This is a genomic window from Pseudomonas anuradhapurensis (assembly GCF_014269225.2).
Lineage (GTDB): Bacteria > Pseudomonadota > Gammaproteobacteria > Pseudomonadales > Pseudomonadaceae > Aquipseudomonas > Aquipseudomonas anuradhapurensis.
This window is the reverse complement of record NZ_CP077097.1, coordinates 528,251-545,327: the sequence shown is the minus strand read 5'-3', so window position 1 is coordinate 545,327 and position 17,077 is coordinate 528,251. Positions and strand designations below refer to the sequence as shown.

Here is a 17,077-nt window from a genome sequence, read left to right as displayed (position 1 = left end):
AAGTCCTTGTGTCACGACCGCGGCTGGGGCGCTGTCTGCTCGAGCGTCTGGAAGGGTTGCAGGACGGCCGTGCGCTGCTCACCCAGCACCCAGGCAAAACCGGAATACATCACCACCAGGGATACCAGGGTGAACAGCGCCACGCTCCACCACGGCACGATGCGCACCGGGCTGTTGCGCTGCCGGTCCAACCCTTCCCAGCGCGGCGACAGCTCGCGCGGCACGTCGCCACGCAGCTGGCGGATCTGCCGGTACAGCGCGTCGCGGATGCCTTCGAGTTCGGACATGCCGCGATCGATGACCCGGTACTTGCCCTCGAAGCCCAGGGACAGGCACAGGTACATCAGTTCGAGCATCGCCAGGTGCTTGATCGGGTTCTTGGACATGCGGTCGAGCAACGCGAAGAACTTCTCGCCACCGAAGGTCTCGTTGTGGAAGGCGCTGAGCAGGCTCATCTGCGACCACTGGCTCTCGTTGCCCCATGGCGTGGTGACCACCGCCTCGTCGACCACGGTGCACAGCAGGTAGCGGGCCACCGTGACCTGGCCGTTCTCCACGCCCTCGTAGTGGGTCCGTGCCTCGAACGCACGTATGCAGGCGCTCAAGCGTTCCTTGAGGCTGGCCAGGTCTTCCGCGGTGTCGCTGTGCTTGAGCCGCACCACCTCCGAGAGCAGCTCGCCGGCGGCGGCCACCAACGGGTTGAGGCCGACGTTGAAGCTGCCGCTGGCAGGCAGGCGCGCCGAATAGACCATGCGCTGTTCCAGCGGCTCGGCTCGCGCCGTGCTGCCCAGGGCGGTCAGCGCCTGCCCTTCCGGTGCCGAGCCATCCTGGTTGTACAGGACGGTCTTGTCGTCCTGCGGGTGTTCCATGTCCTTGCTCATGCTCAGTTCCTGATGGCCCAGAATTTCAGTTCGAGATCGGAGAACTCACTGGTGACGTGGAACGCGAAGCCACCAGAACCGTCCATCTTGGCGCGGTCCGCAGCGTCGAGTTCGACGATGAAGTAGGTCTTGTTGGCGTGGAACGGGATCTGCCGCGGCGCCACCGGCAGCGGTTTGACCTTGAGCCCCGGCAGGTGCAGGTTGACCAGCTGGCGGATGCGCTCCACCGGGCCGACCTTCAGGTGCGACGGCAGGCGCTGGCGCAGCGCTTCGGACTCGCAGTTGGCGCTGGCGGCCAGCACGAACGAGGCGGTGGTGAGCAGGCCCGGGTCGTGCAACGGCGACACCAGGATGCCGTACTGGCGCTGCTGCAGTTCAAGCTCGATGGCGTGCTGCTCGAGCACCATCGACAGCACCTGGCGGATCGACTCCATCAGCTTGCGGAAGCTCGCCCCCTGGTCGCTGTGCTGGTAGCGCGCATCCAGGCGCGGGCGCTTGGTGTCACTGGAAAAGGTCGCCAGGTCGCCAAGCATGACCAGGAAGGTGCGGTACAGCTCCTCGGGGTGCACCTGCTCCAGGTTCAGGTAATGGCGCAACAGCAGCTCGGTGCGGTTGATCAGTTGTAGCATCATGAAGTCACCGACTTCGGCGCCGCCGACCTTGCCGTTGGAGCGGATACGCTCGGCCAGGGTGTCGCCGCGCAGTGCCAGCATGCTGATGACTTCCTTCAGGCACGACAGCAGGTATACCGATGAGTGGGTGCGGATGAACGTCGGCACGAATTCCGGATCGAGGCTGATGACCCCGTCTGGCGAGGTATCGAGGATCTCGCAGACCTTCAGCTTGACGTAGGCCTGGTCGGTCTGTTGCTCACCCAGCAGCAGGCGGAAGTCAGGGCGTGCGCAATTGATCTGGCTACTGTTGTCGTCACCGGCGTTGGAGTCGGATACCTCCACCTCGTAGGTGGTGTAGCGGGTCAGCACGTCGGATTGCTCGGGGCGGCGCGCCTCAATGTGGTTGCCAGTAACCAGCGGCAGGGCCATGAAGATCGGCGTCGCGCCGGTGTTGGGCGGCACGTCCAGGGCCAGTGGCTCGCTGCTGCCGTCGAGCTCGAACAGGCTGCCGTCGGGCAGGATGCCAGCGGCGCGGCTGATCACCAGCTTGCCCATGTTGAGGAACTGCAGGTCGATCTCGAGGTTGATGAAGCCCCAGGTATAGGTGCCCAGCAGCTGGGTACGGGTCTTCATCTGGCTGTCGTAGTAGCGGTCGTTGTGCTGGAAGTGCTGAGGACGCAGCAGCATCCCCTCCTGCCAGACTACCTTGTGCACGTTCATGGGCGCTCACCCGCTTGTGCCACGGATGGCACGCCATTATGGATACCCGCCTGGTCCAGGTAGAGGTTGACAACCACGCGCTCGCCAGCGCGGATCGCCTGCACCCGGCGCCAATGCGCCTGGTCGAGGTCGCGGTAGGCGGCCAGGATGCCGACGAAGCGGCTGTCAGGGTCGATGCTCAACTTGAGGGCCAGGGTCTCGCCCGGACGCAGCTCATGCTCCTCGCTGGCCACCATGTCCTGGGACAGGGTTTCCTTGGGGCGCTGGTACAGGCTGAAGAAGTCGCTGCTCTCGAAAGCCACCGGATGCTTGAGTTCGAACAGCCGTACCACCACCGGTGACGGCCGGCCGTTGATGTCGAGGTTGAGCTGGTCGGTGGCAGTGAGCGTCAGATCCAGCTTGGTCAGGTGCGAGTACGGTGACAGGGCACTGCAGCCGGCCAGCCAGGACAGGGCGGCCAAGGCCCAGGTCGCCCTGAACACCATGCGAGTGATGCGAATCATGGAAGTCATCCTTGCGGGTCGTGATGAAGGGAAGCGATCAGGCGCACCTGCTCTTCGTAGGTTCGGGCGAAATCCTTGACCAGCAGGCGCTCGCTCCAGTCCTCGTTGGCCATCAGGGCCTGGTGATAGCGCACGTAGGATTTCCAGCGGCTGCTGAACGGCCCCTTGCGGCCCTGGCGTTCGAACTGCAGGGTCAGTTGCTCCGGGGCAAAATGCTCCAAGGTGCTGCGCAGGGCCTGGCGGCTGGCGCCGAGCATGGCCACCTGGTGCGCCTGCAGGTCACGGAAGGCCTGGGCCACGGCGTGTTCACCGGCCAACTGGCCGCCGCGCCGTGGCTTGAGCAGCTCGTCCAGCGCCTGGTCGGCATCCGGCGAAGCCTTGATCGGGTTGCGGCTGGCGCCCTGCGGCGTAGTCAGCGCCAGGCGCAACTCGTTCTTCAGCTCGCTGCGGGTGCGCAGGCTCTGCTGCAGCCCCGCGACGCTCTGGCGCAGCAGCGCGGCAGCCTGCACCGCCAAGTCCTCGCGGGCCTGCTCGTCGAGCTCGTCGAGGGCCACGCCCAGGGCCGCGCCGAAGCGCCTCCAGAAGGCGTCGCCACGTGCCTCGCGCGGCGCCGGCACGGCCACCGGCTCTGGCGCCGGGGCGGGCACCAGGGTCGGTACGATCAGGTTCTCCTGGTCGATTGGCGCATAGTCGGCGCGCTGACGGGCCGGCGCCTCCGGCATGGCCATGGCCACCAGCTCGTCGATGGGCTGCAGGCGGGTTTCTTCCTTGTCCAGTGCGCTGATCGGGTCGAGTTCGAGGAACGCATCGTCGGGGATGATGTTGGCCCCCGGCATACCCAGGCCGACGTCCAGGCCGGGCTCGGGATCGATCAGGCGCGCGCGCACCTCGACATCGCCCATGCGGTACACCGCGCCCTGCTCGATCCGGTAGGCCTCGCCCTTGCGCAACTGCGCACCGCTGCTGGCCAGGCGAATACCGTTGCTGCTGATATCTGTGAGGAAGAATGTGCCGTTATCGAAGGACACCTGGGCATGGTGGCTGGACAGGTGGCGCTTGTCGTCCTCGATGCACCAGTGGCAATCCCTGGCCCGGCCGATATCGCCACCGGCGCGGCCAAAGGTTTTGCTTGGCGCGTCGGTGCGGCCGTGCTGGCGTTTGTCGAGCAGTTCGAAAACCAGTTCCATGGTCAGGGCTCCTTGTGCTCAGTTGTCACGGTTGAGGGCCTGGGGATCTCCCAGGGGGCGGTAGCTGTCGTCGTCGAACTTGTAGTTGCCAGCACACCCTGCCAGGGTGAAAGCGGTAACCAGGGCCAGCAACGTGGCCCGCCAGTGACGGTGAGGCATTGAAACGACTCCATGTTCGAATGAGGCATGCGCCGCCAGGGGCGAGCCTGGGTTGGAATGGGTAAGTGTCGGGGTCATGCCGGTCAGCCCTCGCATTCGCCGATCTGGATGTTCAGGCGCCCCAGCCGGTACAGCAGGGTTCGCCGTGGCAGGCCGAGTTCGCGGGCCGCCAGGGTCTGGTTGCCGTCGTGCTTGCGCAGGCAGTCGAGCAGCAGGCTGCGCTCGACCTTCTCCAGGCGCTCGCGCAGGTTCAGCTCGCAGTCCTGCGGCGCTGGCTCGGCCAGGCTCAAGGCGAAGTGCCCCACCTCCAGTTGGTCGCCCTCGCACAGCAGCACTGCGCGCTCCACCAAACCCTTGAGCTCACGCACATTGCCTGGGAAGGCATAGTTTTCCAGGTGCTCAAGGGCGGCCTGGGACCAGCCCACCGGGCTGCGCTGGAGGAAGGCACAGGCCTTGTCGCAGAAATGCCGGGCCAATGTGATGACGTCACCACTGCGCTGGCGCAGCGGCGGCAGCTCGATGGGGAACTGCGCCAGGCGGTAGTAGAGGTCTTCGCGGAACAGGCCGTCGCTGACCATCTGCACCAGGTCACGGTGGGTGGCGGCGATGATGCGCACGTCGATCTTGTGGGTGACGTTGGAACCCAGCGGGCGGATCTCGCCCTCCTGCAACACGCGCAGCAGCTTGGCCTGCAGGGCCAGGGGCATGTCGCCGATCTCGTCGAGCAGCAAGGTGCCGCCATCGGCGGCGTCGAACAGCCCGGAGCGGTCGCGGTCGGCACCGGTGAAGGCCCCCTTGCGATAGCCGAACAGTTCGCTTTCCAGCAGGGTTTCTGGGAAGGCCGCGCAGTTCTGCACCACGAACGCGCCGGAGCGGCGCGGGCCGTAATCGTGGATAGCGCGGGCCACGAGCTCCTTGCCGGTGCCTGTCTCGCCGCGCAGCAGCACGGTAAACGGGCTGTGCAGGACCTTGCTGATCATCTGGCAGGTCTGGGCCATGGCCGCGCTCTGACCGATCAGGCCGTAGCGGTTGGCGGCAACCGGTGCACGGCTGGCCGCAGGCGGTGGTGCCAGTGGCTGGCGCAGGCGGCGCAGCAGTTGCAGGTGGCCGATGGCAAAGCCGCCCAACTGGCCGAGGGAGTCGGCGAAGGCTTGCAAACCGCCGCGTTCGCGGTTGACGCACAGCAACACGCCGACCACCTGCTGCTGCGCAGTCAGCAACGGCACCGCCAGCAGTGCCTGCCAGGGGGTCGGCTGGTTCGGCAGGAAACAGGTGTCGAACAGGCTGGCAGAGAGGTCGGCGATGTTCACCACGCGGTTTTGGCACAGGGCGAACTGCAACAGCTGCTCGCCGTTGTAGTCGGCCGGCAGGCTGGCGCAATCAGGTGCCAGCAACTGCCCGTCGAGCCAGGCGGCCTCCAGCCCGAGCCGGGTATGGGTCGAGTCGAGCAGGTACAGCTGCACCAGCGCGCAGCCGCTGAGCCCGGCCACAGCCTGCACCAGTGCCTGCAGCAGACACCGGTCGTCCGCCGCGCGGGCCAGCTCGGTGAAGGTGCCCAGCAGCGATTCGGCGTAGGCCAGCGGGTGGGGCACGTGCGTGAACATCACCCCCACCTCAGGCAAACTCGCAGATCACGCCGGCATCCCCATCGAGGGTGGCGTGCACGCGGCTGATCGCCTCGCCAGTGGCCATGGCGTCGAGCAGGTGGTCGGCCACTTTGGGTAGCACATGAGTGTCGATCAGGTGGTCGATCAGGCGCGCGCCACTTTCGCTCTGGCGGCAACGCTCGGCGAGGTGGTCCACCAGCGCCTGGCAGTGGCTGAACGCCAGTTGCCGACGCTGCAGGCGCTCGCCCAGGCGCCCCAGCTTGATCTCGATCAGCTCGCGCAGCACCGGGCCACCCACCGGGTAGTACGGCACCACGCGCATGCGCGCCAGCAGCGCCGGCTTGAAGTGACGGCTAAGCACCGGCCGGATGTGCTGTTCGAGCAAATCGGCATCAGGCCGCTCGCCGTTTTCACACAGCGCGCTGATCTGCTCGCTGGCCAGGTTCGAGGTCATCAGGATCAGGGTATTGCGAAAATCGATCTGGCGCCCTTCGCCATCATTGGCCACGCCCTTGTCGAAGATCTGGTAGAACAGGTTGAGCACGTCCGGATCGGCCTTCTCCACCTCGTCCAGCAATACCACCGAGTAGGGCTTCTGGCGCACCGCCTCGGTGAGCATGCCGCCCTCGCCATAACCGACGTAGCCGGGCGGCGCGCCGATCAGGCGCGAGACGGTGTGCTTCTCCTGGAACTCGGACATGTTGATGGTGGTAATGAAGCGGTCGCCGCCGTACAGGAGGTCGGCCAGCGCCAGCGCGGTTTCGGTCTTGCCGACGCCACTGGGGCCGACCAACAGGAATACGCCGACCGGCGCATCGGGCTTGTTCAGGCCGGCTGCCGTGGCGCGCATGGCGCGGTTCAGCGCGTGCACGGCCTGTTCCTGGCCGCGGATGCGGGCGCGCAGGTCGTCGGCGAAGCTGATCACCTTGGCATTGTGTTCACGTGCCAGCTGGCTCAGGGGGACACCCGTCCAGGCGCTGATTACCTCAGCCACCAGGCGCGGGCACACTTCAGCACTGACCAGGCGCTCTGCGGCTTGCGCATCGAGCAAGGCTTGATGGGTTTCGGCCAGGCGCTGCTGGAGCTGTTCGCGGCTCTCGCCGACCACGGCTTCCTCGTTCTCCTCCACATCGCCTTGCGCTGGCGCCTCGATGGGGGCATTGGCGACCTGCTGGCGCAGCTCCAGCACCTGTTCGGCCAGCTCGCGCTGACGGGCCCAGCGCGCGGCCAGTTGGGCCTCCTGTTGCCGGGCTTCGGCCAGGCGCTGCTCCAGGCGCTCGAAGGCTTCCTGATCGATTGGCAGCCCCGCCACAGCATCGCGCTGCAGGGCGTTGCGCTGGCGTTCCCCCTCGGCCAGTTCGGCACGCAAGCGCTCGAGGGCATCCGGCGCCGCAGCCAGGCTGATGCGCACGCGGGCGCAGGCAGTGTCGAGCACGTCGACGGCCTTGTCGGGCAATTGCCGGCCGGTCAGGTAACGCGCCGACAGCTCGGCAGCGGCGACCACCGCGTCGTCGCGCAGGTAGATGCCGTGGCTCTTCTCGTAGAGTTGGGCCAGGCCACGCAGGATGGTCACTGCCTCCGCTACGGTCGGTTCATGCAGTTGCACCGGCTGGAAGCGACGGGCAAGGGCCGGGTCCTTCTCGAAGTATTTCTTGTATTCGGCCCAGGTGGTTGCGGCAATGGTGCGCAGTTCGCCTCGTGCCAGCGCCGGCTTGAGCAGGTTGGCGGCATCCGAGCCGCCGGCGGTGCCGCCCGCGCCGATGAGCGTATGGGCTTCGTCGATGAACAGGATGACCGGGCGCGGTGCGGCCTTGACCTCATCGATGACGCCCTTGAGGCGTCGTTCGAACTCGCCCTTGACGCTGGCCCCGGCCTGCAGCAGGCCCATGTCCAGAGCCAGCAGGTCGATGCCTTGCAGGGCCGGCGGCACTTCGCCGGCGACGATGCGTGCAGCCAGGCCTTCGACCACGGCGGTCTTGCCCACGCCCGCCTCGCCGACCACGATCGGGTTGTTCTTGCGGCGCCGGGCCAGGATATCGATCATCTGCCGGATCGACGCATCGCGGCACAGTACCGGGTCGAGTTTGCCGTCGCGGGCCTGCTGCGTGAGGTTGTGGGTGAAGCGCTGCAGCATCGACTCGCCCTGGGGCGCGCCGGCAGCCTTCGGCGCAGCTGGCGATTGCGACAGCGCGTAGCCTTTGAGGCGTTCGATATCCAGGCCGGCCAGCAGCTTGTGGTAGCGGCTGCCAGCATAGCGCAGTGGGTTGCGCAGCAGGCCGAGGATCAATGCGGCCTGGTCGACCTGGCTCTGGCCCAGTTCGAGGTTGGAGACCAGCAACGCATCCTGCAGCCATTGCACCAGCTCTGTCGCAAACACCGGGTTGCGAGTTGCGCTGTGCTCGACATTTGGCTGCAGCGCGGAGCGAAACTCGCCGGAGTCGACCGCGGCATCCTGCAGGGCACGCAGCAACAGGCTGTCGCTGCGTTCGAGCAACCCCAGCAGCAGGTCCTCCACCAGCACCTTGCTGCCACCACGGGCCACGCAGCGCTCGGCGGAACGCTCCAGGTCACGGCGGCTGTCGGCGTCCAGGGCCTGGACGAGTTGTTGCAGGTCTACGTTGATCATGGCCATTGGTCCTTAATGAATTTTGCTTCCCAGGGTCACCACGCCATCGGCGCGTTCGCGACCCAGCCAACTGGTCCAGCCCAGGTGGCAGACATTCTGTTCACCGATACGCAGCTCTCGGATTTCTTCGCGGCGCAGCTCCAGGCGGATGTCGTAGTCGAGTGGGTCGCGCAGGGTGAAGCGCGTCAGCGCGCACAGCGGTTGGTAGCCGAAGCCGATCGGCAGGAATTCGTGAAAGCGCTGCCAGTCCAGTTCGGTGATGTGGATGCGAAACTTGCCGCTGCGGTCGCGCACGCGCTCGCCGAGCACGGCGTCCTCGCCCAGCAGGCTATTGGCCAGGCCCAGGCGGTTGCACTGTTCCTCGAGGATGTCCACGCGCCGCTCCAGGCATTGCTCGATGACCAGGTCGGCGTGCTTGAAGTAGTAGCGCAGCACGGCCTCGATCAGCGCTGCCGAGTGGGCACGCAGGCTGAGCACACCCAGGTACGGCAGCAGTCGCTTCCAGTTCAGTTCCTTGGCATGGCGTATCTGGTCGCCGCCCAGACCGATCAGGGCGAACAGGTGCGACGAGAATCCATCCAGGGCGCCGCTCTCGAAACTGGCGCGGTAGCGGTACTTGCGCCAGATCGGTAGCAACAGGCGTTGCAGGCGGTGGTGGAACAGGTCGAGGAACATCCGCGTGGGGTTGCCATCCTCGTTGTCGCCCAGCGCCTGCTCGCCATAGAACGCCGGCAACGGCGAGCTGGAGCCGACCAGGCCGATCAGGTTGAAGCGCATGCGCGCGCGCAGCCGACCATGCTCGTGGAAGAACTCGATGCGGTCGACGTCGCTGCCGGGAAAACCCAGGCTGGGGTTGGCCTGGAACTCCACCAAGTCATAGAGTTCCTCGTCCTCCAGGTATGGATAGGCCTCGCGTAGTTGCTCCAGCACCAGCAGCACGGCCTGGAACAGCGAGTACTCGCGGATGCTCCGGCTCAGCCGGCTTACAGCAGCGGTTGCAGGCCCATGCGTGGTGTCCATTGGTACACCTCCCCCTGTGTGCTTTTCACCCGCAACTCGTGGTACGAGTTGAGGCTGGCGTAGAGCGCGAAGAACTCATTGAGCACCGAGGCGAAGACGAACAGGTCGCCCTCGCCAATGTAGCCCTCCGGATCAATGGTCAGCTCGGTGCGCAGACCGCGCAGCGGCAAGCCGCGGTGCAGGCGGTCGACATGCTGGTGGCGGATCGACTTGAGCCCGCCAAGCAGGCGTCGGCTGACCTTTTCCGCGTGCTGGTCGTAGTAGCGCGGCAGGTCGTAGGTTTCGAGGATCACCTTGAGCGCGTCGACGTCGGCCAGCGACAGGTAGTTCAGCGACATGTTGCTGATCAGCTTCCACAGGAAGTCGCGGTTCAGCGGCGGCGCGTAGCTGGCGGTGACCGGCGTGATGTTGCGGAAGGAGAGAAACTCGGGCGTCTCCTCGCTGAGCATGCAGATGTCGCCGAGCTTGAGCCGGCGCGGCAGGTTCTGGTTGGTGCAGGTCAGCTCGATCGACAGCGTCTCGTGCGACTCGGCCTGGTGCACGCCAAAGCTCAGGTAGGTGTCCAGGCCGTCGTGCAGCAGCGAGGAACGCTGGCGGATGCTGTAGTGCGGGCGATTCTCCGGCACGTCGAAGCTGGCGTCGTGTTCGAACGATTCGAACGGCACGTAATTCTGGTAACCCAGCCCGCCCGGGCTCCAACCGGTCACGCCATCGACCGAGAACACCCCGCAGTGCTCGGGGTCGAGTTCTGCCGGGAGCAGCAGGTACTCGTCCTGCTTGCCGTCCAGGCGAATCGGCAGCGCATCATGCTTGAACAGGTTGGTGATCGGCGTGCAGTACAGCTTGACGTTGTCCAGGGTCGGGCGCAGCCGCTGGGCCTCGCCACGGCGGATGTCGAAACGCAGCTCGACGCCGTGCACTTGCTTGAGGGTTTCCTCCGGCAGGCTCTGCAGCACCTCCAGGCCACTGACGTCGACAAACAGGAACTTGTCCTGGAAGGCGAAGTACTCCTGCAGGAAGCGGTAGCCACGGAACGTGTTCAGCGGATAGGGAACCAGCGCTTCTTCCTCGGCGAAGCCCACTGGGTGCACCTTGGCCGCTGGCGCGCGCAGCAGCAGCGGCTCGCCCTTGACGTTGAGCATCGGCTTGCCGTGGCTGTCCAGCGGCATCAGCTCGACCCCGGCCAGGCTGCGCAGCAGGCTCAGGTAGAGCATCTGGCTGATGTAGCGCTCGCCGGCCAGGTGCAGGCGCAGCCTGGCGAGCTTCACGTCGCCGAGGTTGCCGTCGCAGTTCATCTCCAGGCGCAAGCTCAGCAGCGCGCCCTGGCCATTGAGCGAGTAGTTCAGCGCGCTAAGGCGCAGGGGCAGCACATCGGTCGGGTAGCAGGTGCGAAAGCGGCAGCGGACGCCATCGATCGGCTTGCCTTCCACCGGTGTGTCACGCGCAACCCGCAGGGCCGGCCCGGCCTGGCGCAGCGGGTCGAACTGGAGGATGCTGAAGGCCGGTAGCGGGCGCATGTAGTTAGGCCACAGCAGGTGCATCAGCGAGTGGGTGAGCTCGGGCAGCTCGTCATCAAGCTTCTGCCGAAGGCGGCCGGTGAGGAAGGCAAAGCCCTCGAGCAGGCGCTCGACGTCCGGGTCGCGCCCAGCCTGGCCGAGGAATGGCGCCAGCGCCGGGCTGCGCTCGGCAAAGCGCCGCCCTAGCTGGCGCAGCGCTGTCAGCTCGCTTTGGTAGTAGTAGTTGAAGGACATCCGTCGTTCCGCCTGAATTCAGATCTCGAGTACCGCCAGTGACGCAGGGTTCGGGTAATCCAGGGCTATGGGAGGCGCGACATCGTTAGTCTCCTTGACTGACACTGACTTGCCCGCTGCCATCCAGGCGCGCGGCAAAACTGACAGAGCGCCTGATGCCGTCCACCTCAAGCTGGCCTTCGATACTGAAAGCCAGCTTGAGCTGATCGTGACCACGCGGCCTGGAAATCACCCGGACATCGGACAGGCGCGGCTCGTAGGCCTCGATGAAGTGCTCGATGGCCCGACGGGCCTGGCTGAGCGCATCATGAAGACTCAGGCGCATGTCGTTGAGGTCCGGCAACCCGTAGTCGGCAAGCGTTTGCACGCTGCCGGCCCGGGTGCTGAGCATCTTCGCCAGATGAGCAGCCACGGAAGCCATCGCGGCGTCTTCACGCCGCCAGTTGGCACGCTGGTCGGACTCGCCGCTCAAGCGTTCGAACAGGCTTCCGTAGCCACCCATCATCGACGCTTACTCCTTGTCCAGCTTGCCGACCAGCGACAGGGTGAAATCGGCGCCCATGTACTTGAAGTGCGGACGCACGTTCAGGCTGACGCGGTACCAGCCCGGCTCACCTTCCACATCGCTGACGATCACCTGGGCGGCGCGCAGGGGGCGACGGCCACGCACTTCGGCGCTCGGGTTCTCCTGGTCGGCCACGTACTGGCGGATCCACTTGTTCAGCTCCAGCTCCAGGTCGGTGCGTTCCTTCCAGGAGCCCAGCTGCTCGCGCTGCAGGACCTTGATGTAGTGGGCCAGGCGGTTGACGATCATCATGTACGGCAGCTGGGTGCCCAGCTTGTAGTTCAGCTCGGCGGTCTTGCCTTCGGCACTGATGCCGAAGAACTTCGGCTTCTGTGCCGAGTTGGCCGAGAAGAACGCCGCGTTGTCGCTGCCCTTGCGCATGGTCAGGGCGATGAAGCCCTCTTCGGCCAGCTCGTATTCGCGACGGTCAGACACCAGCACTTCGGTCGGGATCTTGGTCTCGATCTCGCCCATGCTCTCGAAGTGGTGCAGCGGCAGGTCTTCCACTGCGCCGCCGCTCTGTGGGCCGATGATGTTCGGGCACCAGCGGAACTTGGCGAAGCTGTCGGTCAGTTTGGTACCGAAGGCGTATGCGGTGTTGCCCCACAGGTAGTGCTCGTGACTGTTGGCCACGGTTTCCTTGTAGACGAACGACTTGACCGGGTTTTCTTCCGGATCGTACGGGTTGCGCAGCAGGAAGCGCGGTACGGTCAGGCCGATATAGCGGGCATCTTCGGACTCACGGAAGCTCTGCCACTTGGTGAACTGTGGCCCTTCGAAGTGATCCTTCAGGTCCTTGAGGTCCGGCAGGCCAGTGAAGCTTTCCAGGCCGAAGAATTTCGGGCCGGCGGCCGCAATGAACGGTGCGTGGGCCATGCAGGCGACGCTGGAGACGTACTGCATCAGCTTGACGTCCGGCGAGCTCGGCGACAGGTAGTAGTTGGCAATGACTGCGCCGACCGGCTGGCCACCGAACTGGCCGTACTCGGCGGTGTAGATGTGCTTGTACAGGCCGGCCTGCATCACTTCCGGCGAGTCTTCGAAGTCGTCCAGCAGGTCCTGCTTGGAGACGTTGAGAATCTCGATCTTGATGTTCTCGCGGAAGTTGGTGCGATCGACCAGCAGCTGCAGGCCTCGCCAGGCCGATTCCATGGCTTGGAAGTCCGGGTGGTGGAGGATCTCGTCCATCTGGCGGCTGAGCTTGGCGTCGATCTCGGCGATCATGCGATCGACCAGCGCCTTCTTGACCGGCTCCCCGTCGTTCTGCGGCTTGAGCAACTCTTCGATGAAGGCCGACACGCCGCGCTTGGCAATGTCGTAGGCTTCGTCGTCCGGCGTCAGGCGGGTTTCGGCAATGATACTGTCGAGAATGCTGAATTCGCTGTTCTCGGCGCTCTGTTGTTGTGCGGCGGTGCTCATGGCAATTAGCTTCCTTGACTAGGGGATTCAGGCGTCTGGCTGGGCGTTCAGGCCAAGCTCACCGAGCACACGCTCGCGCGACTCACTGTCAGCCAGCACGCCCTCGATGGCCTTGCGGAACGCCGGGGCGTTGCCCAGCGGGCCCTTGAGGGCGACCAGCGCTTCACGCAGCTCCATCAGCTTCTTGAGCTCCGGCACCTGCTCGACCAGGCTGGCCGGGTTGAAGTCCTTCATGGTGTTGACGCGCAGGCTGACCGCCAGCTCTTCACCTTCAGTGCCTTCCTGCAGGCGGTTGGGCACGGCCAGGGTCATGCTCAGTTCCTGTTTGGCCAGTACCTCGTCGAAGTTCATTTTGTCGATGCTGATCGGCTTGCGGTCTTCGATCTTGCGATCGTCGGCGCGCAGCGTGTAGTCACCGATCGCCAGTAGTTTCAACGGCAGTTCAATCTCTTCCTGAGCCCCACCGGTGGCGGGTTTGAAGGTGACGTTGATGCGTTCCTTGGGTGCTACCGAGCCTTCTTTGGCCATTGGTTTTCTCCTTGAGGGTTATGGCCCTTGGGCCTATTCGAGTACGACTTCGAGATCGAGATGGCACAGTCGGCGGTAGATCTCGTCCTTGCGTTCGCGCACCACATGGTTCTGCGGCAGCAGCTCGCAACAGGTGTGCAGCAGGTGCAGCACCTGCAGCGACAGCTCGGGCTCCCAGGCATCCAGGCCGGACTGGCTCAGTTGCTGGTCGAGGGCTTCGAGCTGGGTCTTGGCCAGCTCGTACTTCTTGGCCGTGTAGCAGAGACGCGCCTGGCTCAATTGCCAGAAAAAACGCTCACGCCCGCCATGCGCGCCCTGCATCTGCTGCTTGAGATTCTGAACCGCACTCTTGAGGCCATCCTTGCGCAGGATTGGCAGCACTGCGTCCAAAGCCTCTTCCCAGGGCGCCTGGCGCATGCCTGGCTCGGCCACGGGCTGGGCCACAGCGGTTTGCAGATGGGGCATGACCTGGGCGGCGATCCAGGCGCGAGTCTCGGGGTCGGCGAAGGGCGTACCGTCGTGGAACTTCAGCTCGATGACGCCGGGCAAGCGTTGCAGCAATGAGGCGAAGTTCATCTCCACCTCGCGCATGCCAGCCTCGACGTTCAGGGCCTGGCAGCACTCCCAGACCATGCGCTGGCCATCGAACCAGAACGGGGCCTTGGCCACGCTGTTCTCCAGTTCCACCAGCAGGTCTGCGTAGTGCCCCTGTTCGAACCGCTCGTTGTAGCTCTTGAGCTTGTCGGCAGGCAGGCCGCGCAACGCGGTGACGTTTTCGGCGTTGCGCTCGGGCATCGCCTCGATGGGTAGCCACAGCAGCGTGCGGTTCAGGCGCAATGCACGCAGGTCGGTGGCTTTCTGCCGCTGCCACCAGATGCACAGCTGGCGGCCTTGCTCCTGCTGGGCGCGCAAGGCCTTGCTAGCGTCCTTTTCGTTCTCCACCGGTTCGCCCGGGGTGAACAGCTGAGTTGCCGCCTGCTTGACCTGGGCAACAATGGCACCCACCGCGCCGGGCTGTGGTTCGTTGCTGGCCGAGCGCTGGACTTGGCCCTTCAATGATCGGCATATCGGCAACAGCAGCGGCGCATCATCGCCCAGCCGGGCCGACAGCGATGTCTCAAGCTCGCCGAGTTGCTCGACCATCTGCTGGAACAGCGGCAGCTGCTCCTTGATAGCAATGTCAGTGCCCAGCGCTTGTTCGAGGCGCGGCACCAACCACCCAATGGCGGCGGCGCGGGTACGGGGCTTGGCGGGGTGGATATCGTCCCAATGGTGCTCGCACAGCTCGCGAAGCAGGCTGATACCTGCCAGGAGGCCAGCATAGGACTCGCGCTGAAACAGCGCCCAGGTGAGCCAGGAAGCCACGCGCAGGTCCTTGGACTGGTCGCGCAGCAGCGCTTCACTGTTCTCGAGGATCTTCAGCCAGTCCAACTGGCCGCTGGCATGGATCGACTGGGCGCGGCTGAGCTCGCCTTCGAGGGCTTCGAACTCTGTGGAAAAACGCACGTCCTGGCCGCCGAATGAACCAGGCGAGACGGCACTCTTGCCCAGGTCAAGATAGCGCGCAATCAGTTTCGCAGCGTAAGACATCCATTTCTCTCAGTTTAAACTTGCAGGAAACTGGCAACTCAGATGCCTGAACCTGAAAGTTCTTTCTACTCAGCTCACAATCCGGTGAGCGGCTAATAAAACACATTAATAGCCTAATGCCACCAATAGCCATTTGCAATCAGCCATACAGGTGAAAACCAAGAGATTAATGGATACCTAAGGGTTTCCCCGATGCCGCTAATGTTTACCCTGAGTAATTGAAACAGCACCTTGGACTTTCAATATCTGCTTTAAATTTGGATAGTTCAAAAGTTGAGCGTCCTTAAATGTCGAGCAACTTCAGCTCGACATTTAAGTTGCCTGGGTGCTATCAACAGCGCGGCAGGTTGCGCACCACATTCAGCGCGGCGCTGCTCTGGGCCACGGGCATGATCTCGACGGTATTGATGTTCACATGCCCCGGCTGCTCGGCAATCCAGGCCACCGTGGCGGCAATGTCCTCGGGCAGAATGGCCTGTACATCACGGTACAGGGCCTGCACGGCCTCCAGGTCGCCATTGAGGCGCACCACCGAGAAATCAGTGCCCGAGCACAGCCCCGGCTCGATGTTGCTCACCCGCACCCGGGTACCGGCCAGGTCGGCACGCAGGTTGAGGCTGAACTGGCGGACGAAGGCCTTGCTGGCGCCATAGACGTTACCGCCTGGGTAGGGATAGGTGCCGGCGATGGAACCCATGTTGATGATCATGCCACTGTCGGCCTCGACCATCTGCGGCAGGATCTTGTGCGTGACCATGGCCAGGCCGGTGATGTTGGTGTCGATCATGCGCTGCCAGTTTTCCGCACTGCTGGCCTGGGCACGGTCTACGCCCAGCGCCAGCCCGGCGTTGTTGACCAGTAGGTCGATGTGCAGCGATGCGTCCTGAATCTGCGCCATCGCGGCCGCGATCGAGGCAGGTTCGGTGACGTCAAGCGCCAGCGGGATGAAGTTGACCCCCAGTTCGGCTTCCAGCGACTGCAATTTATCCATGCGCCGGGCACCGCCGATCACGCGATAGCCCTTGCCGACCAGCGTGCGGCAGATGGCACGGCCAAAGCCTGCGGAAGCGCCGGTTACGAATGCGGTTTTCATCAGTTGTCTCCTAATGGGATGGGTCAGGCCAAGTACTTCACGCCGAGGCTGGTGAACAGGCAGAGCATCGAGAACACCAGCGCCTTGCGCACCACTTCGTTCCCCTTGCGCAGGGCCAGTGCGCTGCCCAGGTGATTACCCAGGATGTTGCAGGCCACCAGTGGTAGCGCCAGCAGGTAGACAACCTTGCCGGCCATGACAAAGGCCACCAGCGCACCGATGTTGGACGCGAAGTTGAAGGTCTTGGAGTTGGCCGAGCTGGAAACCAGGTCCATGCGCAGCAGGTAATGGAAGGCGATGATGAACATGCTGCCGGTACCAGGGCCGAAGAAGCCGTCATAGAAACCGATGGCCAGGCAGGTCAGCGGGACCACGGTGAACAGCATGCGCGACGACAGCTCGCGCTCCTCGACTGGGCGATCCTTCGGTGTGAGGAAGATGAGGATGCCGAACGGAATCAGCGCCAGGATGATCTTGCCTACGGTCTCCTGGGAGATCGACACGATCAGGTGCGCCCCCAGGTAGGCTCCGAGCAGCGAGAACGGCACGCCGACCAGCGCTACCTGCCAGACCATCCTGCTGTTGGCCAGGAAGTTGCGGATAGCAGCCAATGTGCCGAGGGTACTCACCAGTTTTTCCTGGCCGAGGGCCACTTGCGGTGGCATGCCGACCAGCAGGAAGCCCGGCACCAGGAACAACCCGCCGCCCCCGGCGATGCTGTCGACGAAGCCCGCGACAAAGGCGATTGCGCCGAGCATGAGGATGGCGAGTAACCAGTGTTCCGCCCAGAAAGCGCCTAACAGTTCCATAGCAA

At 64.5% G+C, this 17,077-nt stretch carries 15 protein-coding genes; all 15 read right to left on the bottom strand.

What is annotated here, in order from left to right:
* Positions 1 to 11: 11 nt before the first annotated feature.
* Positions 12 to 881 (bottom strand): type IVB secretion system protein IcmH/DotU, encoded by an 870-nt coding sequence (gene icmH / locus HU763_RS02495; protein WP_186690382.1) that lies wholly within the window; start codon positions 879 to 881, stop codon positions 12 to 14.
* Between the two features lie 2 nt (positions 882 to 883).
* A complete protein-coding gene (gene tssK / locus HU763_RS02490; protein ID WP_170028015.1) occupies positions 884 to 2,215 on the bottom strand; it encodes a type VI secretion system baseplate subunit TssK in 1,332 nt (443 codons plus the stop codon).
* The gene (tssJ, locus tag HU763_RS02485) at positions 2,212 to 2,718 is read right to left on the bottom strand and encodes a type VI secretion system lipoprotein TssJ (RefSeq protein WP_186690384.1); all 507 of its coding nucleotides are present in this window, start codon (positions 2,716 to 2,718) and stop codon (positions 2,212 to 2,214) included. The genes tssK and tssJ overlap by 4 nt, the downstream gene beginning before the upstream one ends.
* Positions 2,719 to 2,723: 5 nt before the next feature.
* A complete protein-coding gene (tagH, locus tag HU763_RS02480; RefSeq protein ID WP_186690385.1) occupies positions 2,724 to 3,905 on the bottom strand; it encodes a type VI secretion system-associated FHA domain protein TagH in 1,182 nt (393 codons plus the stop codon).
* 18 nt (positions 3,906 to 3,923) lie between these two features.
* Complete coding sequence (locus HU763_RS02475) at positions 3,924 to 4,064, bottom strand: type VI secretion protein (protein ID WP_170028012.1); 141 nt, start codon at positions 4,062 to 4,064, stop codon at positions 3,924 to 3,926.
* An 83-nt stretch (positions 4,065 to 4,147) separates the two neighbouring features.
* Positions 4,148 to 5,668, bottom strand: a complete 1,521-nt coding sequence (locus HU763_RS02470; protein ID WP_186690387.1) for a sigma 54-interacting transcriptional regulator — start codon at positions 5,666 to 5,668, stop codon at positions 4,148 to 4,150.
* Between the two features lie 10 nt (positions 5,669 to 5,678).
* The gene (gene tssH, locus HU763_RS02465; RefSeq protein WP_186690389.1) at positions 5,679 to 8,303 is read right to left on the bottom strand and encodes a type VI secretion system ATPase TssH; all 2,625 of its coding nucleotides are present in this window, start codon (positions 8,301 to 8,303) and stop codon (positions 5,679 to 5,681) included.
* A gap of 6 nt (positions 8,304 to 8,309) precedes the next feature.
* Positions 8,310 to 9,317, bottom strand: coding sequence for a type VI secretion system baseplate subunit TssG (gene tssG / locus HU763_RS02460; RefSeq protein ID WP_170028009.1), 1,008 nt, complete (start codon positions 9,315 to 9,317; stop codon positions 8,310 to 8,312).
* Positions 9,281 to 11,068, bottom strand: coding sequence for a type VI secretion system baseplate subunit TssF (gene tssF / locus HU763_RS02455; protein ID WP_186690391.1), 1,788 nt, complete (start codon positions 11,066 to 11,068; stop codon positions 9,281 to 9,283). The genes tssG and tssF overlap by 37 nt, the downstream gene beginning before the upstream one ends.
* A gap of 85 nt (positions 11,069 to 11,153) precedes the next feature.
* Positions 11,154 to 11,570: a type VI secretion system baseplate subunit TssE gene (gene tssE, locus HU763_RS02450; RefSeq protein ID WP_170028007.1), complete on the bottom strand. Its 417-nt coding sequence runs from the start codon at positions 11,568 to 11,570 to the stop codon at positions 11,154 to 11,156.
* Between the two features lie 9 nt (positions 11,571 to 11,579).
* The gene (tssC, locus tag HU763_RS02445; RefSeq protein ID WP_170028006.1) at positions 11,580 to 13,052 is read right to left on the bottom strand and encodes a type VI secretion system contractile sheath large subunit; all 1,473 of its coding nucleotides are present in this window, start codon (positions 13,050 to 13,052) and stop codon (positions 11,580 to 11,582) included.
* A 27-nt stretch (positions 13,053 to 13,079) separates the two neighbouring features.
* Positions 13,080 to 13,580: a type VI secretion system contractile sheath small subunit gene (gene tssB / locus HU763_RS02440; protein ID WP_170028005.1), complete on the bottom strand. Its 501-nt coding sequence runs from the start codon at positions 13,578 to 13,580 to the stop codon at positions 13,080 to 13,082.
* Positions 13,581 to 13,613: 33 nt separating this feature from the next.
* Positions 13,614 to 15,170, bottom strand: a complete 1,557-nt coding sequence (tssA, locus tag HU763_RS02435; RefSeq protein WP_186690393.1) for a type VI secretion system protein TssA — start codon at positions 15,168 to 15,170, stop codon at positions 13,614 to 13,616.
* A 331-nt stretch (positions 15,171 to 15,501) separates the two neighbouring features.
* Positions 15,502 to 16,263 (bottom strand): SDR family NAD(P)-dependent oxidoreductase, encoded by a 762-nt coding sequence (locus tag HU763_RS02430; protein WP_186690395.1) that lies wholly within the window; start codon positions 16,261 to 16,263, stop codon positions 15,502 to 15,504.
* 23 nt (positions 16,264 to 16,286) lie between these two features.
* On the bottom strand, positions 16,287 to 17,072 hold the full coding sequence (locus HU763_RS02425; protein WP_170028002.1) for a sulfite exporter TauE/SafE family protein: 786 nt from the start codon (positions 17,070 to 17,072) through the stop codon (positions 16,287 to 16,289).
* Between the last annotated feature and the right edge of the window lie 5 nt (positions 17,073 to 17,077).